19 protein-coding genes are annotated in these 20622 nt (G+C 43.3%); 16 read left to right on the top strand and 3 right to left on the bottom strand.

The window, feature by feature from the left end; all coding sequences use genetic code 11:
- Window positions 1–63: 63 nt before the first annotated feature.
- The 13 genes from flhA to L5M29_RS16320 all read left to right on the top strand — a co-directional run bounded on the left by flhA (window position 64) and on the right by L5M29_RS16320 (window position 13252).
- Window positions 64–2163 carry a flagellar biosynthesis protein FlhA gene (flhA, locus tag L5M29_RS16380; protein WP_028761177.1) on the top strand — a complete coding sequence of 700 codons (2100 nt, stop codon included), beginning with the start codon at window positions 64–66 and terminating at the stop codon, window positions 2161–2163.
- 11 nt (window positions 2164–2174) lie between these two features.
- On the top strand, window positions 2175–3557 hold the full coding sequence (flhF, locus tag L5M29_RS16375; protein WP_131523092.1) for a flagellar biosynthesis protein FlhF: 1383 nt from the start codon (window positions 2175–2177) through the stop codon (window positions 3555–3557).
- 4 nt (window positions 3558–3561) lie between these two features.
- Window positions 3562–4443, top strand: a complete 882-nt coding sequence (locus tag L5M29_RS16370; RefSeq protein WP_006082389.1) for a MinD/ParA family protein — start codon at window positions 3562–3564, stop codon at window positions 4441–4443.
- Window positions 4436–5149, top strand: coding sequence for an RNA polymerase sigma factor FliA (locus L5M29_RS16365; RefSeq protein WP_028761175.1), 714 nt, complete (start codon window positions 4436–4438; stop codon window positions 5147–5149). The genes L5M29_RS16370 and L5M29_RS16365 overlap by 8 nt, the downstream gene beginning before the upstream one ends.
- A 47-nt stretch (window positions 5150–5196) precedes the next feature.
- Window positions 5197–5580 carry a chemotaxis response regulator CheY gene (gene cheY / locus L5M29_RS16360; RefSeq protein ID WP_007649667.1) on the top strand — a complete coding sequence of 128 codons (384 nt, stop codon included), beginning with the start codon at window positions 5197–5199 and terminating at the stop codon, window positions 5578–5580.
- 13 nt (window positions 5581–5593) lie between these two features.
- Window positions 5594–6331, top strand: coding sequence for a protein phosphatase CheZ (locus L5M29_RS16355; RefSeq protein ID WP_263168832.1), 738 nt, complete (start codon window positions 5594–5596; stop codon window positions 6329–6331).
- Between the two features lie 15 nt (window positions 6332–6346).
- The gene (locus L5M29_RS16350) at window positions 6347–8596 is read left to right on the top strand and encodes a chemotaxis protein CheA (RefSeq protein ID WP_131523093.1); all 2250 of its coding nucleotides are present in this window, start codon (window positions 6347–6349) and stop codon (window positions 8594–8596) included.
- A gap of 20 nt (window positions 8597–8616) precedes the next feature.
- Entirely contained in the window at window positions 8617–9744 is a 1128-nt protein-coding gene (locus L5M29_RS16345) for a chemotaxis response regulator protein-glutamate methylesterase (RefSeq protein WP_263168828.1), read from the top strand.
- Between the two features lie 13 nt (window positions 9745–9757).
- Window positions 9758–10279, top strand: coding sequence for a membrane anchored protein in chemotaxis locus (locus tag L5M29_RS16340; RefSeq protein ID WP_198572674.1), 522 nt, complete (start codon window positions 9758–9760; stop codon window positions 10277–10279).
- Between the two features lie 71 nt (window positions 10280–10350).
- Window positions 10351–11142, top strand: a complete 792-nt coding sequence (locus L5M29_RS16335; protein ID WP_028761170.1) for a ParA family protein — start codon at window positions 10351–10353, stop codon at window positions 11140–11142.
- Entirely contained in the window at window positions 11126–12121 is a 996-nt protein-coding gene (locus L5M29_RS16330; RefSeq protein ID WP_105251948.1) for a chemotaxis protein CheW, read from the top strand. Before L5M29_RS16335 ends, L5M29_RS16330 begins: the two co-directional genes overlap by 17 nt.
- 7 nt (window positions 12122–12128) lie before the next feature.
- Entirely contained in the window at window positions 12129–12623 is a 495-nt protein-coding gene (locus L5M29_RS16325) for a chemotaxis protein CheW (RefSeq protein WP_006082380.1), read from the top strand.
- A 230-nt stretch (window positions 12624–12853) separates the two neighbouring features.
- Window positions 12854–13252 carry a DUF2802 domain-containing protein gene (locus L5M29_RS16320; protein ID WP_028761168.1) on the top strand — a complete coding sequence of 133 codons (399 nt, stop codon included), beginning with the start codon at window positions 12854–12856 and terminating at the stop codon, window positions 13250–13252.
- 53 nt (window positions 13253–13305) lie between these two features.
- On the opposite strand, the gene L5M29_RS16315 is transcribed toward L5M29_RS16320, so the two are convergent.
- Window positions 13306–13614 carry an EscU/YscU/HrcU family type III secretion system export apparatus switch protein gene (locus L5M29_RS16315; protein WP_028761167.1) on the bottom strand — a complete coding sequence of 103 codons (309 nt, stop codon included), beginning with the start codon at window positions 13612–13614 and terminating at the stop codon, window positions 13306–13308.
- 61 nt (window positions 13615–13675) lie between these two features.
- Window positions 13676–15583, bottom strand: a complete 1908-nt coding sequence (locus L5M29_RS16310; protein WP_263168826.1) for a hypothetical protein — start codon at window positions 15581–15583, stop codon at window positions 13676–13678.
- A 219-nt stretch (window positions 15584–15802) separates the two neighbouring features.
- On the opposite strand from L5M29_RS16310, the gene L5M29_RS16305 reads away from it, so the two are divergent.
- Window positions 15803–16588 (top strand): VacJ family lipoprotein, encoded by a 786-nt coding sequence (locus L5M29_RS16305; protein WP_219233968.1) that lies wholly within the window; start codon window positions 15803–15805, stop codon window positions 16586–16588.
- Between the two features lie 121 nt (window positions 16589–16709).
- A complete protein-coding gene (locus L5M29_RS16300; protein ID WP_263168823.1) occupies window positions 16710–17813 on the top strand; it encodes a response regulator in 1104 nt (367 codons plus the stop codon).
- Between the two features lie 119 nt (window positions 17814–17932).
- Here L5M29_RS16300 and L5M29_RS16295 read toward each other — a convergent pair whose 3' ends face one another.
- A complete protein-coding gene (locus L5M29_RS16295; RefSeq protein ID WP_263168821.1) occupies window positions 17933–19438 on the bottom strand; it encodes a peptide MFS transporter in 1506 nt (501 codons plus the stop codon).
- A 472-nt stretch (window positions 19439–19910) separates the two neighbouring features.
- Here L5M29_RS16295 and rfaH point away from each other — a divergent pair, with 472 nt between their 5' ends.
- Window positions 19911–20417, top strand: coding sequence for a transcription/translation regulatory transformer protein RfaH (rfaH, locus tag L5M29_RS16290; RefSeq protein WP_105251953.1), 507 nt, complete (start codon window positions 19911–19913; stop codon window positions 20415–20417).
- Window positions 20418–20622: the final 205 nt, after the last annotated feature.

The following is a 20622-nucleotide window of genomic DNA, read 5'->3' as shown; positions in this document are numbered from 1 at the left end:
TTTAATCTTGTTGGCGCGTTTTTTGCTTCATGCTATTACACGTCAAAGTTTAGGTTATAGCGAATGGATGTTAAAGCGACTCTTGGTCAAGTAAAACAAATTAGGCTCAGCACTTTTAAAGGCATTGGCACGCCGGTGGTTGTGCTTGCTGCATTGGCCATGATTGTTTTACCTATCCCTCCATTTCTATTAGACATACTCTTTTCATTCAACATTGCGTTAGCTCTCATCGTATTGCTGGTGGCTATTTATACCGATAGACCCTTAGATTTTGCTGCCTTCCCAACTGTGTTACTGGTGGCGACATTATTACGTCTTGCGCTCAACGTTGCCTCTACTCGTGTGGTTTTACTTGAGGGTCATAATGGCGGTGATGCAGCGGGTAAGGTGATTGAAGCCTTCGGTTCTGTGGTGATCGGTGGTAACTATGCCGTTGGTCTAGTGGTCTTTATCATTTTGATTATCATCAACTTTGCGGTAGTTACTAAAGGTGCAGGTCGTATCGCAGAAGTTAGCGCCCGCTTTACCTTGGATGCTATGCCTGGTAAGCAAATGGCAATCGATGCTGACTTAAATGCTGGAACCTTAAATCAAGACCAAGCGAGAATACGCCGTGCCGAAGTGACCCGTGAAGCCGATTTCTATGGTGCGATGGACGGTGCGTCCAAATTCGTTAAAGGGGATGCGATTGCCGGTATCATGATCTTAGTGATCAACATCGTAGGTGGTTTCATCATAGGGATTGTGCAGCATGGCTTAAGTTTCTCTGAAGCGGTTGAAATTTATACCTTACTGACTATCGGTGATGGTTTAGTGGCGCAGATCCCTGGTCTATTATTGTCAATCGCCGCAGCCTTGATGGTGACTCGTCAAAACGAGTCAGGTGATATGGGCCAAATGATGATGAGTCAGATGTTTGACAGTCATAAGTCATTGGGTATCGCCGCCGGAGTCCTGTTTGTAATGGGTATTGTTCCTGGTATGCCGCACATGGCGTTTTTAAGCTTTGCCTTTATGACTGCTGGTGCAGCTTATTTTGTTTATAAACGAAATGAAAACAAACGTCTTAAAGCGCTAGAACAAGTGAAATCGGGTCCAATAGAAAGACAAGATAAAGAGCCTAAAGAGCTAGGTTGGGACGATGTACATCATGTTGATACTATTGGTCTTGAGGTTGGATATCGTTTGATCCCTCTGGTAGACAAGGGCCAAGGTGGCGAGTTACTAAGCCGCATTAAAGGCGTGCGTAAAAAGTTGTCTCAGGAATTAGGCTTCTTAGTGCCCGCGGTGCATATTCGCGATAACTTAGATTTATCGCCTAATGCGTATCGCATTTCATTAATGGGCGTCGTCGTCGGAGAGGCTGATATTCGTCATGATTGCGAATTGGCGATCAACCCTGGTCAAGTCTATGGCAAACTCGATGGTATCGAAACGCGCGATCCCGCCTTTGGCCTAGAAGCGGTATGGATCGCTCCTGAGTTACGTGAGCACGCACAAACATTAGGTTATACCGTCGTCGATGCCGCTACTGTTGTTGCAACTCATATTAGTCAATTACTCACAAATAATGCTGCTAAGTTGTTAGGTTACGAAGAAGTGCAACAACTGATGGATATGCTTGCGAAACACTCACCTAAGCTGGTTGATGGCTTTATTCCAGATATCATGCCACTAGGACATGTCGTAAAAGTGATGCAGAACCTATTAAATGAAGGGGTTTCAGTTAGAGACTTGCGTACTATAGTGCAAACTTTGTTAGAATATGGCACTAAGAGCAATGACACTGAAGTCTTGACTGCCGCTGTACGTATCGCTTTGAAACGTATGATAGTTCAGGAAATCTCAGGCCCAGAGCTCGAAATCCCCGTCATTACTTTGGCGCCAGAGTTGGAACAGATGTTGCATCAGTCAATGCAAGCAACCGGTGGTGATGGTCCTAATATTGAACCCGGTCTTGCAGAACGCATGCAGCAGTCCCTTGCCGATGCGGCTCAGAAGCAAGAAATGGTCGGACAACCCGCCATATTGTTGACGTCAGGTATGTTACGCGCGACGCTGTCACGCTTTGTTAAACATACTATTCCTAATCTCAGAGTCATTTCATATCAAGAAATACCTGATGAGAAGCAAATACGTATCGTATCTGCAGTCGGCCAGTAGAGGACGCATAAGTGAAGATTAAACGATTTTTTGCCAAAGACATGCGCGCCGCACTGGCCCAAGTGAAAGAAACACTCGGCTCAGATGCCGTCATTATGTCAAATAAAAAAGTGAACGGTGGCATCGAAATTGTCGCTGCCGTTGACTATGACGAACCTAAAGCGAAAACTGCAGCCACTGCGCCAGCACCGACCTTTATGGACGTGAGCGACGATCTCGTGTCCCTGGGTGCTAAGCAGCCAGTTCGTGTAGAAACTCGCGCTAAGCCAGCCGCACCTGCAGACTCATTACAAGCCTTACTTGAGAAGCAGCAAAGCCGTTTGAATCAACAAATGTCACATCAGCAAGTTGATGCCGAGTTACCTGCATGGGCTAAGGGCTTACAAGCCCCTACTGCTGTGAAACCAGAACGTCGTGAAGCACCTTCCTCGTTTGATAAAAAGCCACAAACATCACAGAAACAAAGTGCTGATATTGAGGCTATGCGTGATGAATTAGCATCACTGCGTAATTTATTGACACATCAAGTATCCTCCTTGATGACGGAACATAAAAAACGCATCGATCCCGTCGGTGCTATGCTCGAAGCCAAATTGCTTGAGGCTGAATTCTCCCCTGCGGTTGCGAATAAATTAGCCGCGCTGAGTCAGCATTATACGCCGGCTGAATTAGTCAGAGCATTACCACAAAGTCTTGCTAATATGCTTGACAATCAGGGTGATGACATTGTGAAACAGGGCGGGGTGGTTGCATTAGTTGGCCCTACTGGCGTTGGTAAAACAACGTCATTAGCTAAACTTGCTGCCCGTTTTGCGGCACATCATGGTGCTGAACATGTTGCTTTAATTACCACAGATCATTATCGCATCGGAGCCTATGAGCAATTAGCAACTTATGGCAAAATAATGGGCTGCCCAGTAAAGCAAGCTCATGATCTAAATGAATTAGAGCAAATTCTCTATCAGTTTAGGAATCGCAAGCTAGTATTGATAGATACGGCTGGCATGGGACAGCGAGATATGCGCCTTTACCAGCAACTTGATAATTTAACTGCAAATAGCAGGATACCTATCCGCAGTTATCTGGTACTGTCTGCGACAGGGCAGCGCCGTGTGCTGCAAGATGCAGTCAATCATTTTAAACGCATTCCCCTATCTGGTGTCGTTCTCACAAAACTCGATGAATCTGTGTCGTTAGCAGGGGCATTAAGTGTGTTGATCCAAAACGGATTACCATTAAGTTATATTACTGATGGACAAAGAGTTCCTGAAGATATGAAAGTTGCGGATACCCTAGATTTAGCCCAGCAGGCACTCGCAGCGTTAGATAGTACAGAACAACAATCATTACAAGACACAGCGTGGTCAGATAATATGGCCTGTGCATTTGAGTAGATTTATGACCCTGGATCAAGCAAGTGGTTTACGTATGATGAATCAACCCTATAACGAAAAAGTGAAAGTAATCGCGGTCACTGGTGGTAAAGGAGGCGTGGGTAAAACCAGCGTTTCTATTAATACTGCTGTGGCATTAGCCGAAAAAGGCAAGCGTGTCTTGGTACTTGACGCTGACCTTGGCTTAGCAAACGTCGACGTCATGCTGGGTATTCGTGCCGAGCGTAACCTCTCTCATGTTCTCTCTGGTGATGCAGAGCTTGACGATATTATCGTGCGTGGTCCTAAGGGGATAGGCATAGTACCTGCCACCTCAGGAACACAGGGGATGGTGGAATTAAGCCCAGCGCAACATGCTGGATTAATCCGTGCATTTAGTGAGATGCGGACTCAGTTTGATATTCTAGTCGTAGATACTGCTGCTGGGATCTCAGATATGGTGCTCAGTTTCTCACGTGCTTCGCAGGATGTGCTAGTCGTTGTTTGTGATGAACCCACTTCGATTACCGATGCCTACGCCCTGATTAAAATTCTCAGCCGTGAGCATGGCGTGTTCCGTTTTAAAATAGTTGCCAATATGGTGCGTAGTTTACGCGAAGGTATGGAATTATTTGCTAAACTCAGTAAAGTGACCGACAGATTTTTAGATGTTGCACTTGAATTAGTCGCCACGATTCCATTTGACGAAAACTTACGTAAATCAGTTCGTAAACAAAAATTGGTGGTTGAAGCTTATCCTAAATCACCAGCGGCGATTGCGTATCAAGGATTGGCAAATAAAATTTTGAGCTGGCCTGTGCCGCAGCAACCTGGTGGGCATTTGGAGTTTTTCGTTGAGCGTTTAGTACAACGACCAGATTTTCAAGAGGAAAAAACGAGTGAATAAAGCCGCTGCGTATACTTGTTTAGACAATAAATCGTCGATCGTTGAACAGTATGCTCCGTTGGTTAAAAGAATTGCGCATCATTTACTCGCCAGACTACCTGCATCTGTGCAGTTAGATGATTTACTCCAAGCTGGGATGATGGGGTTACTAGAAGCATCATCCAAGTTTGATGGTGGCAAGGGTGCGAAATTTGAAACCTTCGCCGGCATACGCATACGTGGAGCCATGTTAGATGAAATTCGTCGTGGCGACTGGGTCCCTCGTTCCGTTCATCGTAACAATCGTAAGGTTGCACACGCTATTGATGAGTTAGAGCAAGAACTGGGCCGTGATGCACGCGACACAGAAATTGCAGAAAAACTTGATATGACGCTCGATGAGTACCATCATATTCTTAACGATGTTTCTGTCGGAAAAATCATAGGGATAGAAGATTTAGGCGTATCTCAGGATATACTTACAGTGAGTGATCGGTCCGATGATGATTCATTTGAAGCATTAGCTGAGAACCAATTTCATTCTGCTCTGGTTGAGGCAATTAAATTATTGCCTGAAAGAGATGCATTAGTGTTATCCCTGTACTACGATGAAGCATTGAATTTAAAAGAGATTGGCGCCATTCTTGAAGTCAGTGAATCGCGGGTTAGCCAGATATTAAGTCAGGCAATGTTGCGATTGAAAGCTAAACTCAAGCACTGGACATAAGTATAATTATTAATCGAGCACAGAATGTCAGCTCACCGGAGGAAACCTTGGACAAGAATATGAAGATTCTCATTGTTGACGATTTTTCGACAATGAGGCGTATCATCAAGAACTTGTTGCGAGACTTGGGGTTTAATAACACCCAAGAAGCAGACGATGGCTCAACAGCCCTGCCGATGTTGCAAAAGGGGGATTTTGATTTTGTTGTTACAGATTGGAATATGCCTGGTATGCAAGGAATCGATCTGTTAAAAGCAATTCGCGCTGATGATTCGCTAAAGCATTTACCCGTATTAATGGTAACTGCTGAAGCAAAACGTGAACAGATTATTGCTGCCGCTCAAGCGGGAGTGAATGGTTATGTGGTTAAGCCTTTTACCGCTGCAACGCTGAAAGAGAAGTTAGATAAAATATTCGAACGACTCGCTTGAGCAAGGATGAGCTATGAAGTCACAAACATCAGGGCTCATCACGCTCGAGCAAGCTCAGCATTTAGTTGAATTATTAAGTGCATGTGAGCAAAGTCAGGCAGATGATTTATTTCGGGAGCTTGCTGCTCCACTGCAACGAGAATTATTCGAAGAAGTAGGTAAATTAACTCGGCAACTTCATAGTGCGCTGATGGATTTTCAAGTTGATAATCGTCTTGCTGAATTAGCCAATACAGAGATCCCCGATGCCAAGCAACGTTTAAATTACGTTATTGACATGACCGAACAAGCTGCAAATAAAACCATGGATGCGGTTGAAGAATGTTTACCTTTGGCTAATGCCGTGACCGTAAATATTCAAAATGTCATGCCATCTTGGGACAGATTAATGCGACGCGAGATAGCGCTGACTGAATTTAAGGGCCTTTGTCACGATGTACAAGACCTTATGTCTCGTAGTGCAAATGACTCGACTCGATTACGTGAATTGCTTAATCAAATTTTGATGGCGCAAGATTTTCAAGACTTAACAGGACAAATAATACGTCGTGTTATTGATCTAGTAATGGAAGTAGAAAGTAATCTGGTTTCTATGCTGACGGTATTTGGTGAGCAACCTATGATTGAAAGTCAGATTGCTCAGAAAAATAATATTGAAGCAGAAGGCCCGATAATGAATGCCGAGCTTCGTCAAGATGTGGTAACGGGTCAAGACGAAGTGGATGATCTTCTATCGAGTCTGGGTTTCTAACTGGGAGTCAATTTGATGGCCTTTGATGTAGATGAAGAGATACTCCAGGACTTTTTAATCGAAGCCGGTGAAATTTTAGAGCTTCTGCAAGAGCAACTCGTTGCGCTTGAAAATAATCCTGATGATACTAACTTGCTGAACGCCATTTTCCGAGGTTTTCATACCGTTAAAGGTGGTGCTGGCTTTCTTAGCTTAACTCCCATGGTTGATGTTTGTCATGAGGCTGAGAATACCTTCGATTTATTGCGGACAGGCAAGCGTAGCGTTAACGCAGAGTTGATGGATATTATTTTGCAGGCTGTTGATGCAATTAATACCATGTTTGCGCAAACCCAGCAGGGCGAGCAACAAGACCCCGCCGATTCAGGTTTGTTAGCGAGACTTAAAATGCTCAGTTCAGGTGCGCCTTTGCCATCTGAAGTCGCTTCTGCCAAGGTTGTAGAGCCAGAACCTGTTGTTGAAGTCATTATTGATACTCCTACCCTTCAAGAAATCCCTGCTGACATAAGTGATAACTCATCTTCCATTGAAAATACGTCTTCAAGTATCGATGATATCAATGATGCTGAATTTGAAGCTTTATTGGATGCGCTTCATGGTTCAGGAAAGGGACCTGCGGTCGCTGCTACCACATTTGTATCTGAGCCTGTTGCTGTCAAGCCTGCTGCACCAATTAAAACACCTTCAACATCAGGTGATGACATCACTGATGATGAGTTCGAGGCGTTACTGGATGAACTTCATGGCTCAGGTAAATTTAAAGCTGAGGCTGAAGTGCCTGTTAAGCCTAAGGTTGTGGCAACACCTGCGCCTCAACCGATTGTAGATGCTGATGAAATTACCGATGATGAGTTTGAGCGATTACTCGATGAACTCCATGGGAAAGGCGGAGCACCTGCGAAAGCTGAAGTAAAAGCGCCTACGCCCCCTGTTTCGACTGTAGCACCTACTGCTGCACCACATGCTCCTGCGCCAGTAAAAGCCGCAGTACCAGCTCCTGCCCCAGTCGTTGCTGCAAAACCTAAGGTGGAAATTGCGGTTGTCGATAAAGCACCTGCTAAGGCTAGCTCTGCGAATGTGCCTCAGGGTGAAACAACGGTACGTGTAGATACTGCACGACTCGACCAGATCATGAATATGGTGGGTGAGTTAGTGTTAGTGCGTAATCGATTGGTGAGCTTAGGCATCAGCCGTGATGATGAGGAGATGTCGAAAGCTCTCGCGAACTTAGATCTCGTTACTGCCGATTTGCAAGGCGCTGTGATGAAAACCCGTATGCAACCGATCAAGAAAGTGTTTGGTCGTTTCCCTCGGGTGGTACGTGATCTTGCTCGTACACTAAACAAAGAAATTGATTTGATCATGGTCGGTGAAGAAACTGACTTAGATAAAAACCTCGTTGAAGCGCTTGCCGATCCACTCGTCCACTTAGTGCGTAACTCTGTGGACCATGGTATCGAGATGCCAAACGAGCGTGAAGCTAGTGGTAAGCCAAGAACGGGAACGATTACCTTATCTGCAAGTCAGGAAGGCGACCATATACTGCTGAAAATCGAAGACGATGGCGCAGGCATGGATCCTGAAAAACTCAAAAAAATTGCCATAAACCGTGGTGTGCTCGATGAAGATTCTGCTTCGCGGATGACAGACAGCGAAGCCTATAATTTGATTTTTGCACCAGGTTTTTCAACTAAAGTTGAGATTTCAGATATTTCAGGCCGTGGTGTTGGGATGGACGTGGTAAAAACTCGTATCACCCAGCTGAATGGCACTGTACATATTGATTCCATGAAAGGTAAGGGAACGATACTTGAGATTAAAGTACCGCTAACACTGGCGATTATGCCAACCTTAATGGTCGATGTCGCTAAACAAGTGTTTGCATTACCTCTATCTAGCGTGAATGAGATTTTCCATCTCGATCTCACAAAAACCAATATTGTTGATGGGCAACTGACTGTCATAGTGCGTAATAAGGCCGTACCTTTGTTCTATTTGGAACACTGGCTACATAGAAACAAAACCACCTTTAAACATGGCGATAAAAAGCATGGTCATGTGGTTATCGTGCAATTAGGCATGATGCAAATTGGTTTTGTAGTGGATGCCTTAATAGGACAAGAAGAAGTCGTTATTAAACCTCTTGGCGCTATGTTACATGGCACACCTGGGATGGCTGGTGCGACAATTACATCGGATGGTGGTATTGCACTGATCTTAGATGTTCCTGGATTGCTAAAGCATTATGCGAAAAGTAAGAATTAGTTTCCAAGCTAAGGAATGGAATGGCCATTAAAGTATTAGTCGTTGATGACTCAAGTTTTTTCAGACGACGTGTTAGTGAAATAGTCAATCAAGATCCTGAACTGGAAGTTATCGCGACGGCCTCAAATGGGGCCGAAGCGGTGAAGTTGGCTGCTGAGCTTAATCCCCAAGTTATTACTATGGATATTGAGATGCCTGTCATGGATGGTATTACTGCTGTTCGTGAAATCATGGCTAAGTGTCCGACTCCGATCTTGATGTTTTCTTCTTTAACCCATGATGGCGCTAAAGCAACGTTAGACGCTTTAGATGCTGGTGCATTAGATTTTCTGCCTAAACGTTTTGAAGATATTGCGACCAACAAAGATGATGCCATTTTATTGTTGCAACAAAGAGTTAAGGCATTGGGACGACGCAGAATGTTTCGTCCGATTGCACGTCCTGTGGTTGCGCCAACACCTAGTGTGCGTCCAACAGGTAGCGTTTTAGGTACAACGAGTATATCGGCTCATACGCCTGTCGCAGCTCCTGCTAGAACCTCAACGGCAACGACGATTCGTGCAAGTGGTAAACAGTATAAATTATTGCTGATCGGTACATCTACTGGTGGTCCGGTTGCGCTGCAAAAAATACTCACGCAGTTTCCAGCAAACTATCCGCATCCTATTTTATTAATCCAGCATATGCCTGCTGCCTTTACCCCTGCATTTGCGAGTCGTTTAAATGGCTTATGTAAGATTGAAGTAAAAGAGGCCGCTAATGGCGATCTGCTTAAACCGGGTTGTGCATATTTAGCGCCAGGTGGTATGCAAATGATGGTTGAACGTACTGGAGCAAGTGGCCGATTAAAAGTTATCGCAGGCAGTGCTGATATGAATTATAAGCCCTGTGTGGATATCACCTTTGCTTCTGCTTCTAAAGCCTTTAGTGGTGATGTGCTTGCTGTTGTATTAACTGGCATGGGGGCGGATGGCAGAGAAGGCGCACGTATGTTGAAAGCTGTAGGCGCTACCATTTGGGCGCAAGATGAAGCCAGTTGTGTGGTTTATGGTATGCCACAAGCCGTTGCGAGTGCAGGGATTGCCACCCAGTCGATAGCCTTAGACAACATGGCCGAATGTATTTTAAAAGAGTCTGTTCGTGTCTAAAAACCAATATCCGATGAGCACAAATAGTGTGCTCATCATCTTGTTGATGGGCATAGCCATTTTGGTTCTTGGTGCCTTAAGCCTTGATTACAAGCGTAAGAATAGTTTGCTGCAGGCGGATATAAAACGTTTGGAATCGACTCAGGTGCTGTTAATGGTACCTGACGAACAGGCTGAAGCCATTGCAACTTGGTTAGCGTCTCATCCCGATCAGACTAAAGCAATGTTGCAATTAGCGGCTCCTGGTGAGCAGAAGGCTGTAGCGATTGGTCCTGAGCCGGTACAAAATAGCATTCCGCCTTTGCTGGGCGAACCAGATACTGAAATAGATACGGCGAAGGAAAAAACTAATCTGGAATCCTCTATTCCTAAACAGCTTCAAGCGCCAGAAAAAGAGGTTAAAGCTGTTTCTCAGACAATTGCCCCCCAAAATGCAGAGATGCTGCCCGTGGTGATATCTGAGAATGCCGATGGTGTCAAAGTGATTAGTTTGCCCAATGGCGGCATTCGAGTCACGACCAGAAAAGAGCAGTAATTTTTAGAATTTGTGAACTCACAATTTTCTAGTTCATTAGCATATTAACCAGTATAGGTAGGGGTCACTTCTTGAAAGTCTGGACCATAGCGAATCAAAAAGGTGGCGTAGGTAAAACCACGACGGTAGCGAGTTTAGCGGGAACATTAGCTAAGCGTGGCAAGCGTGTTCTTATGATAGATACCGATCCACATGCTTCGTTAGGTTATTACTTAGGCATTGATTCTGAAGAGGTTCCAGGCTCGTTGTTTGATGTTTTTCTTGCCCATAAAAACCTTTCTAAGGAACTCGTTTTATCCCATGTTGTGCCAACCTTAGTCGATGGTTTGGATTTATTGCCTGCAACTATGGCATTGGCTACCTTAGACAGAGCCTTAGGTCATCAAGAAGGAATGGGATTAGTACTACGTAATTTATTAGCACTGGTTGCTGATGATTATGATGTTGCTATCGTTGATTGCCCACCCGTACTCGGGGTATTAATGGTCAATGCGCTTGCGGCAAGTCAGCATATCATTATTCCTGTGCAGACGGAGTTTCTTGCCATTAAAGGGCTAGAGCGGATGATTAAAACGATGGAGTTAATGGGCCGATCTAAGAAGACGCGCTACAGTTACACTGTTGTGCCTACCATGTACGATAAACGCACCAAAGCATCACCTGCGGCTTTGCAAGTTCTTGGTGCCGAATACAGTGATACTTTGTGGAAAGACGTTATTCCAGTAGACACTAAGTTTAGAGATGCCAGTTTGGCACATTTACCAGCATCGCATTATGCGAGTGGTTGCCGCGGCGTTAAAGCCTATGAAAGATTATTAGATTTCTTATTAGTTGGGGAGTTTGGCCATGTCAAAATCGGTTGATGAAACTGTTTTTGATTTTTTCGCATTATTGCTGCAGGAAGACGACAGTCCAAACCAGATTGTTTCCCCTCAAAGCATTGTAAAAGCAGACTCAAATCAAAATGTTGCCGTTAATCAAACGGAGGCAGCATTGCTCGATGCGGCAATTTTGGCTGAAAATGGTCGTACTGCCGCACCGCAGAATGTAGAGAAGGCCATAACGCCTATTGCGCAGTTGCAGCCAAAAGCGGCGCCAAGACAGCATGAGTTTGTTGCTCCGGTAAGCCAGGTTGTAGCTCAAGTGAATAAGCAAGCGTTAGAGAAATTATTAGCGCCAGTACTAAAGACTGCAAGGTTAGAACCGATACCACCTTCAGTAGAGATAGCGCCACCTATTGATGTTCAACCTGTTGTGGTGGAAGTACCAAAAGCTCAGCCTGTTGTTAATGAAACCGTTGCTGATGAAATCGTTGAGCCAGTGGTTGTGCCAGAAACACAAGTCGGCATTACGCCTCCTAGTGTGACAAAAGATTTGCAAGAAGTGCTCGATGATGAGTTTCAGGTACTATTCTTTAAAGTAGCAGGGCTGACATTGGCTGTGCCTTTGGTGAGTTTAGGCGGAATAGTAAAAGTTGAGCGGATAAACCACATCTTTGGTCGACCCGCATGGTTTCTTGGTGTACAGACGCATAGGGAGGAGCAATTGAACATTGTTGATACTTGTGCGTGGGTTATGCCAGAAAAATACACAGATAAACTGGCGCAATCGGTAAATTATCAATATCTTGTATTATTAGAAGGCAGTAACTGGGGATTGACTTGTGAGTCCTTGGTCAATGCGGTAAAAATTAATAAATCGCAAGTCAACTGGCGTAGTCAAGCGGGTAAACGCCCTTGGTTAGCGGGTGTAGTGAAAGAACAGATGTGTGGCATTTTGCACGTACAAGCCTTAGTTGAAATGCTTAATGCGGGTTTAGGTTGTCAGGACTCAATTGGTTGAGGTAAACATGAAAGATACAAGAAATGTAGCAGCAGTCGCTGCAAGTAAAGATGATGCAGTATTACAATGGGTTACCTTTAAGTTGGACCATGAAACTTACGGTATCAACGTAATGCAAGTGCAGGAAGTGCTGCGTTATACTGAAATAGCTCCTGTACCCGGTGCCCCCTATTATGTTCTAGGCATCATTAACTTGCGTGGTAATGTTGTCACTGTAATTGATACTCGCTCACGTTTTGGATTACAGTCTGCTGAAGTTGATGATTCAACCCGAATCGTTATCATCGAAGCTGAAAAGCAGGTCATTGGTATTTTAGTTGATAGTGTTGCAGAAGTAGTTTATTTGCGCCGCTCTGAAATTGACAATGCGCCTAATGTTGGAACGGAAGAGAGTGCTAAGTTTATTCAAGGCGTGAGCAATCGCGACAATGAATTACTTATCCTAGTTGATCTCGACAAATTATTGTCCGATGAAGAATGGGCTGAGTTGACTCAGATCTAATCAATGAGTGTGATAAGGCTGAATGATTAGAATTCATTCAGCCATTTTGTTTATTTGCGAATAAATCGATGATGTTGAGTATTTACGATTTATGGATAGACGAAGTCTTTTTATTATAGCTTGAACAATGGCCAATTATATTGGTGACGTTAAGTGAGCACTTTGTAATAGATAACTCACTTGTAAGCCAGCTCCTAATCTATGGCTTTGAGTGAGTATAAGGATTTTTGATGGGCGATGAATTTTTGATCGCAGCGTTAGTCTATGTCATCGCATGCTTAGGGTTAGTACTCTTTTTACAAAAGCAATTGAGTAAATTAAGAAGCAAAGTTGAGGCATTGACTGTGTTAGTTAAAGAGGGCGATCGGCAGCGAGAGTCTTTTAAACGCGAATTACAAGAATTACGCAGTGGCACAATCGGTGTAGGCCGTCGTGTTATTGAATTAGAAAAACGCATACTGCAACAGTCTGAACGTATTGAAGAGACGACTCAACAGGATCCACAGGCAAAACTTTATACTCGAGCCATGAAGATGGTCGCGCTTGGTGCTGGTGTCGACGAATTGATTAAGGAATGCGAATTACCTAAAGCTGAAGCCGAGCTGTTGATCCGTCTGCATCGTAAGTAATCGGTAGCCAATTGAACACTAAAAGCTAATTTTTCTGAATTAGCTTTTTTATTTTATGCCTTCTCGACAATTTTTTTATGCATATTATTCCATTGCTCAGGAAATTTACCGTCGAGCATATACACAAATGCAATCAGTTCGGCGATAAGCAGGTAAAGCTCCTTGGGAATTTCCTCTCCTAACTCTAGCAATTGCAAAAAATGGCTCAGATGGGGATCTTGATGGATATAAACGCCGTTAGCCTTAGCTAAGGCAATAATTTCTTCTGCGATAAGCCCTTCACCAGTCGCGACTATTTTAGGAGCGTTACGGCCATCGTAGCTGAGTGCGACAGCTTGTTTAGGTTCACTCTCTTCGCTCATATCGTTATTCCCAATGTTTTGTATAATGAACTCAATATTAGTGTTGGAGCATTGTCACTCATTAAGCTTTTGTCTTTACGAGGAAATGATCACCAGGTAATAAGGTTGCTGGTACTTGCGCTATTTGAGTTGATAGTTCTCCAGGCGTAAAACCCAGTTGTGATAGTTTTTGGCTTAAGGGCGTTAAAAAGTTATTAACCTTATTAAGTAGTATCTGACTATTGCCTTTAAACTGGATATCTAATTGTTGATTGTGGTTTTGGGCTGAAATCAGCAGAGGTCCTTGTGCTAGATTAAACTTCAGTTGTAAACGCCATCCCATTTTTTTATCTGGGTCATCAGGATCGGCTTCTTGCTCAAATTTCCCTTCCAGTTGCTCCTGTCGTTGGTTAATGCCATAGGGCAGGGCAAAGAACCACACCAAATTGCCTGCGCTCTCATTACTTGCCTGTTGGTATAAATGCAGGTTAGAGGCTAATAGTCCCATGCTATCAAGGCCTCCTGCTTTGCTCAGTTGCCCAAGTAGTTTAGTGGAGAAGCCCACTTTAGCTTGTAACTGCTCAAGGTAGTCGACAAGCTTTTTGCTCATGGAATTCGAATTGTTATTGGCTTTAAAGCCAAGTAGCAGCTGAAAAAGTGAGGTAATTGCACTCCCATTCATGAGCATAGAGGCTTGATTTGATTGAGGCGTAGCAAGATTTAGACTCGCTAGACCGAGAATATTGGCTTTGAGCTCATCGATATCATTCAATTGGCTCAGTGGTGGTAGCCCTAAATGCGGTAGGTGTTTCAATAACTCAGATGCTAAATTCGAGCTGCTATTAGAACGAGATAACTCAATAGGAAGTGCCCCCGCTTTATTGAACGCTTTTTGTAAGACATCGGCCACTTTTATCGAAGTGTCAGTCTTAGCATCATTGCCTTGTTGTTCACTCTTTTGGTTACTGGATCCTAAAATATTCTTAAGTTTGTTTATGTCTGTAGGACTCACACTTAGGATTTCTTGTGACGTTTTTGAGCTTTGAGGTAACCCGTTTTTGCTATTTACGTTTTCACCCATTTGTGATGCTGGTGATTGACCCACAAGCCGATTTTCAAGGGCTGAGTTTTGGGTGCTGATCTGACCTAGGTCTTTAGTTGTTGGCGCTATGACTTGCGCGTTAGAGATATTCTGTGAGCCAGTCGCAGTAGACGCTGATGGAGCATCTACTTTATTTTGAAGCTGCATTATATCGACTTTGGCCGTGACCATTTGTTTTGTGGGCTCAGGCAGAAAGTTGATATTTTCGAGTTTTTTTAGAAAGGAGGCAATGATCTGGGCTGGTTCAATTTTCGCGATCACAAGATCAGAAGATGGTTTATTTGTGGGAACCTGAGTTTCATTTACTGGCGCCCCAATTATGATTTCGAGTTTGCTCTGTATTGGGGTGAGTAATAAAATAGGGCGCCCTTGTTGAAAGGCTATTTTAGCGATGAATTCACCTTGATTCAGCTGGGGTCCAGGATCTTGTGCTACAACGGTACCATTAGCAAATTGAAACTCCTTGTTAACTATAGTGACGTTGGGTAATGGATAGCCCTGTGTGCGAGCCGCGAGCGCTGAAAGCTGCGTTTGAGAGATGCCATTTTGTTGCGCCAGATTGATCACTGCCTCAGGGATTTTCAGTACGAGAGGTGCAGCTAACGCAAGCAGTTGGCTAGTGGAGTTTTGCACTATCGTAGTTGGAGTTGAGCTGTTTTGCGCATTGGGCGTGACTAAAAAGCTATTAGCAGTCAACAATATTTGCCGCTGTTGAGCATTAACTAGCTTTAAATTATATTCTGTACCGTTTAGAATAATACTATCTCCTTCAGGTGATGTTTGCACCTGAGCTGGAATGGGGCGTGGAGTAGCATTGAGGGCATCAGTGTTAGCCATCGCAGTGTGTAACTGCGAATTTTGACTGCTGACAAGTGGAATCGACTCCATTTAATAACCTTATATAGTTTATCCTGCGATACATTCGTTTAGTAAAATTAACAATTGACCAATTTTTTTTGCCAAGTATGCTTATGCGCCTTGTGACAAAGGAACTGTCATACTGGATAGTATGCCACTAAGACGAATTATCTTTATATCGTCATTTTTGTATTGTCACTTTAGCGAAAATTTGATGTCTAAACAGTACATTTATATTAAGAGAGCGATATGAAGTTAAAATGGATGGGATTATCTTTGGGGTTAATGCTGTTGCCTAAAGTGCAATCGGCTGAAGTATCCCTACCAGATACCATTCAGCAGGAAACACCTGCTAAGGTACAAATTACCTATGATGATCCCCGCGATCCGTTCGAAGGCTTTAACCGAGCTATGTGGGACTTCAACTATCTCTACCTAGATAGATATTTATATCGTCCTGTAGCCCATGGTTATAACGATTATATTCCTACGCCTGCTAAAACAGGTATCAATAACTTTGTGCAGAATTTAGAGGAACCTAGCAGCTTAGTAAACAATGTGCTGCAGGGTAAGTGGGGTTGGGCAGCTAATGCTGGTGGACGCTTTACAATCAATTCTACTGTCGGCTTATTAGGTGTCATTGATGTCGCTGACATGATGGGTATGAGCCGCAAGCAAGATGAGTTTAATGAAGTGCTGGGTTATTATGGGGTGCCTAATGGACCTTACTTCATGGCGCCATTTGCGGGTCCTTATGTTGTGCGAGAACTCGCGTCTGATTGGGTTGATGGTCTATACTTCCCATTGTCGGAGTTAACAATGTGGCAATCCATTGTTAAATGGGGACTTAAAAACCTTCATTCTAGAGCATCAGCAATCGATCAAGAGCGACTTGTTGATAATGCACTCGATCCTTATGCCTTTGTCAAAGATGCATATTTACAGCACATGGACTATAAAGTCTATGATGGTAATGTCCCTCAAAAGCAAGATGATGATGAGTTGCTCGATCAGTATATGCAGGAGCTTGAGTAACCCTATTGGCCGTACTTGACAGCATTTGTCTTTAGTCATCAAATGCTAGCCTTGTTAAATTTTGTTATTGGCATATTCACTTGAGTAATGGCTATGCGATGAACTTTATTCGGGAACCTTTATGGCGTTAAATGGTGTTGCGGTTCTTTTAGTTGAAGATGACCCCGTGTTTAGGCAGATTGTTGCAAGCTTTCTCGATAGTAGAGGTGCGCAAGTCACACAAGCCTGTGATGGAGAACAAGGATTGTCAGTTTTTAAATCGCAGCGCTTCGATATTGTTCTTGCAGACTTGAGTATGCCTAAGCTCGGTGGGCTCGATATGCTTAAGGAAATGACAAGGTTAGCACCTTTAGTACCTTCTATCGTGATCTCGGGTAATAATGTCATGGCTGACGTCGTAGAAGCCTTACGCATTGGCGCAAGTGATTATCTCGTTAAGCCAGTATCTGATTTATTTATTATTGAACAAGCCATTAAACAAAGCCTTCATAGTTCCTACATTGATGATACTCAAGCCGCAGATTTTGACGCGCTATCCCACCAAGAATTAAGTGATAATCTAGCATTGCTTGAGCAAAGTGTTGCTGCGGCAAAACAAGTTCAGCAACAACTCTTTCCCGCTTCAAATATTAGTTATCCGGCAGCCAAGGTTGACTATAGCCTTTATAAAAATAGCGATATAAGCAGTTATTTCATTGATTCAACTATGGTAGGTAGTGATTACCTGATTATGTACATGGCCCATTTGTACCCAGAGGATAATCGAGCTGCGTTTGCCTGCGTTCTGCTGAGAAGTTTTGTTAATCAGAAGCTTAAAGATTTTCGAAATGGCCAGAGTCAAAGCATTATTGAACCCTTTAACATGATGAGCTATTTGAACGAGCGTTTAGTGAAATCTGGTCTCGATATCAAAGCCGATATGATTTATGTTGCCATTGAGCTAACTAAGTACCGTGCTGCTATTGCACAAGCGGGTAAGGGGCTGCGTTGTTATCTGCGTAATGACGAGGGATTAAGCCCGTTAGCACTGTCTGAGAGCCTGCAGCTTGGCGTGTTGGATTGGGGTAAACCGAGCATTCAGTTCCGCAGTATTTTACCGCAAGAACAGTTGTGTATTGCGACAAGTGAGCCTGAGCATAAACAGGCTTTACTTGATAACAAGTTTAGGGGCTTAGTCTATGATGCAACGCTACCCGCAGGTGGTTTTCTACAGTTAAGCCTTTAGTTTTTTTAGATGCTTTGGCGAAATTGAATATGTAACCGAATAGCTGACTTAACAAAAACGCCTTACTCTTGCGAGTAAGGCGTTTTGTTTTAACAGTAAAAAACAGTCGAACAGGATTATTAACGTTTTATCGCTTCATGTTCAGCCGTCACTGCAATTTCACTTTCTAAGGCTTCGGCTTCAGTATGATGCTTGGTTTCTGCACCATGCATCCAATCGACTAATTTGTCAGCCATAAAATACAGGATCACGCCAGACAGAGCCGCTGTAATCGCGATACCGGCAAAAATTGACATAGCATTAGCAAGTTGTTCCTCTTTGCCACCACCGTGACCAATCAAAGAGCCTACGACCCCAGCAACCTTGTTCGCCATCGCAATAAACAGGAACCAAGCACCCATCATCAAAGAGGCAATACGCAGTGGAGCAAGCTTAGTCACCATAGACAAGCCAATAGGTGACAAACATAATTCACCCATCGTATGGAAGAAATAAGCACCCACTAACCACCACATGCTTGATTTAGAAGTAGGATCGCTACCCATCTCAACCACAGCGCCAATCATGAACAAGAAGCCAATCGCCAATAAGAACAAACCTAAGGCAAATTTCACTGGTGAGTTAGGTTCATTTTTACCTAAACGGATCCAGATAGAAGCAATTACAGGGGCAAATAACACAATAAAAATAGCGTTTAGCGATTGGAAATAAGTCGTGGGCACTTCCCAAGTACCTATGTAACGGTCAGTAAACTCATTGGTAAATAAGTTCATTAACCCGCCCGCTTGTTCAAAGCCCGCCCAGAAAATAATCGTGAACAAACCCAGCACCATAATCACCTTGAGACGATCACGCTCAATTTTAGTAAGTGGTTCTTTACGGGTATTGCCTAGCTTAGCCTGGCGTTCACGTTCCAGCTTGGCCGCTGGCACGGTACCAATGTTACCTAACAGTTTTTGAGCAAATAAAAATTGAATCACCAGCGATAGCAGCATACCAATACCAGCACAGAAGAAACCTGCCTGCCAGTTATTAACAAAAACCTCTTGGCCATTAACCATTTCAGTGTGGCCAAAGCTAGTATAAGCCCAAGCAACAATAAAGCCGGATAATGCCGCACCTAAATTGATTCCCATATAGAAAATAGTAAATGCACCATCGCGACGGTGATCACCTTCCTCGTAGAGATCGCCCACCATAGTGGAAATGTTCGGCTTAAACAAACCATTACCCAGAATAAGGGTACCTAAACCGATATAAAAAATGGTCGTTTCAATACCAGGAAACCAAGCATGAGGCGCAGCTAGCATAAATTGGCCAGCCGCCATTAACGCACCACCAAAATAAATGGCTTTGCGCTGACCCAGAAAATTATCAGCTAACCAACCACCAATCAGCGGCGTTAAATACACTAACGCAGTAAAAGTACCATACAAGGATAAAGCGTCAGCTTGGCTAAATCCTAAGCCGCCACCGCCTTGTTTACCCACCTGATCAACTAAATACAGTACCAAAATGGCACGCATTGCATAATAACTAAATCGTTCCCAAAGTTCTGTTGTAAACAGCAGGAACAATCCCTTGGGATGCCCAAGCATCGTTCCTTGTGGTTTTGCTACGGTCATGAAGTCTTCCACCTTAAGCTCGTGATTGCCTGTGGGCCCCTGAAACAGGATGATGTCACCACAGAAAAATGGTTGTTGCTCGTCCCAATATCGCCTGCAGATTTATTCAACCATTAATTCCCGCTATAGGATTCATTAATTGTTGAATAACCGCTAGTTACGTATGGGTTATTGTTACGTTCTTATAATAAAAGTAATGTGTTTAGCAGTAAAATGAGTATTTTCGCTAAAATCCCACCTTATATACCCCTTAAAAGCAACCAAAGTCAATTTTGGTAAGCTAAGTGGTGACATTATCAGCAGTATAGTGTTGTGATTTTAATTATGAATTAGTTAATGTGAGTGTCATTGTATGCATACCGAGCGAGAGACTGGAATAGTCGAAAAATTACTTCCACCGACTTGAGCATCTTTGCTATGATTGCGACCCGTGAATGGACATCACTTATTTATAGGGTAGTGAGATTAGCTTATGAAGGCATGGTACCTTTTGTATTGTAAACCTCGTAGTGAAGCGAGAGCACAACAAAACTTAGCACTTCAAAATTTAGAGACGTATTTGCCTATGGTCTCTGAAGAGAAATCTCAGCGCGGGCGCAAACAAGTTTGTCGTGTACCACTATTTCCAAATTATTTATTCATCAATTTTGACCCAAGCCAGACAAGTGTCAGGCAGGTCCATTCTACTCGTGGTGTGAATCGAATCGTTAATTGTCAAGAGAAAATGACGCCCATTGACGACAGAATTATCCATGCCATTCGCATGAAAGAACTAACGCCTTCCCAAACAGTATTAGCCGAAGAATTAGAGCTAAAAACGGGGGAAAAAATTCGTTTTACAGATGGGCCCTTTGTTGATCTCGAAGGCATTTTTCAAGAAAAATGCCCAAATAAACGTTGTCATGTTCTTTTTAACATTATGGGGCAGATAAAGACGGTTACTGTACCTGAGCAAACGGTTGAAAGAGTTTGTAGTTAACTAATTGACACAAGTTTCATTGTAAGAATTAAGATGAAATATTTGTAGGAAATTGACTATTCTTATTATTAAGGCTTTTTGCCAGAGATGGATAAAATTTTGTTAAGTTATTAAATAATAAGATTTTTATGGATTTTTACAAAATTGAAATCATTAAGATTTTAATTTATCTCTAAAATTTGAAACATAGACTTGTAATTGCTTG

The organism is Shewanella sp. SM95 (assembly GCF_025653595.1).
Taxonomy (GTDB): Bacteria; Pseudomonadota; Gammaproteobacteria; order Enterobacterales; family Shewanellaceae; genus Shewanella; species Shewanella oncorhynchi.
The sequence above is the reverse complement of the archived record's forward strand: the minus strand, read 5'-3'. Positions and strand labels throughout refer to the sequence as shown.

Bases quoted from the DNA above. Each gene is read 5' to 3' on its own strand.
- flhA (WP_028761177.1), top strand. From the start codon at position 64: ATGGATGTTAAAGCGACTCTTGGTCAAGTAAAACAAATTAGGCTCAGC.
- L5M29_RS16370 (WP_006082389.1), top strand. From the start codon at position 3,562: ATGACCCTGGATCAAGCAAGTGGTTTACGTATGATGAATCAACCCTAT.
- L5M29_RS16355 (WP_263168832.1), top strand. From the start codon at position 5,594: ATGAAGTCACAAACATCAGGGCTCATCACGCTCGAGCAAGCTCAGCAT.
- L5M29_RS16350 (WP_131523093.1), top strand. From the start codon at position 6,347: ATGGCCTTTGATGTAGATGAAGAGATACTCCAGGACTTTTTAATCGAA.
- L5M29_RS16345 (WP_263168828.1), top strand. From the start codon at position 8,617: ATGGCCATTAAAGTATTAGTCGTTGATGACTCAAGTTTTTTCAGACGA.
- L5M29_RS16340 (WP_198572674.1), top strand. From the start codon at position 9,758: ATGAGCACAAATAGTGTGCTCATCATCTTGTTGATGGGCATAGCCATT.
- L5M29_RS16330 (WP_105251948.1), top strand. From the start codon at position 11,126: ATGTCAAAATCGGTTGATGAAACTGTTTTTGATTTTTTCGCATTATTG.
- L5M29_RS16325 (WP_006082380.1), top strand. From the start codon at position 12,129: ATGAAAGATACAAGAAATGTAGCAGCAGTCGCTGCAAGTAAAGATGAT.
- L5M29_RS16320 (WP_028761168.1), top strand. From the start codon at position 12,854: ATGGGCGATGAATTTTTGATCGCAGCGTTAGTCTATGTCATCGCATGC.
- L5M29_RS16315 (WP_028761167.1), bottom strand. From the start codon at position 13,614: ATGAGCGAAGAGAGTGAACCTAAACAAGCTGTCGCACTCAGCTACGAT.
- L5M29_RS16310 (WP_263168826.1), bottom strand. From the start codon at position 15,583: ATGGAGTCGATTCCACTTGTCAGCAGTCAAAATTCGCAGTTACACACT.
- L5M29_RS16305 (WP_219233968.1), top strand. From the start codon at position 15,803: ATGAAGTTAAAATGGATGGGATTATCTTTGGGGTTAATGCTGTTGCCT.
- L5M29_RS16300 (WP_263168823.1), top strand. From the start codon at position 16,710: ATGGCGTTAAATGGTGTTGCGGTTCTTTTAGTTGAAGATGACCCCGTG.
- L5M29_RS16295 (WP_263168821.1), bottom strand. From the start codon at position 19,438: ATGACCGTAGCAAAACCACAAGGAACGATGCTTGGGCATCCCAAGGGA.
- rfaH (WP_105251953.1), top strand. From the start codon at position 19,911: ATGAAGGCATGGTACCTTTTGTATTGTAAACCTCGTAGTGAAGCGAGA.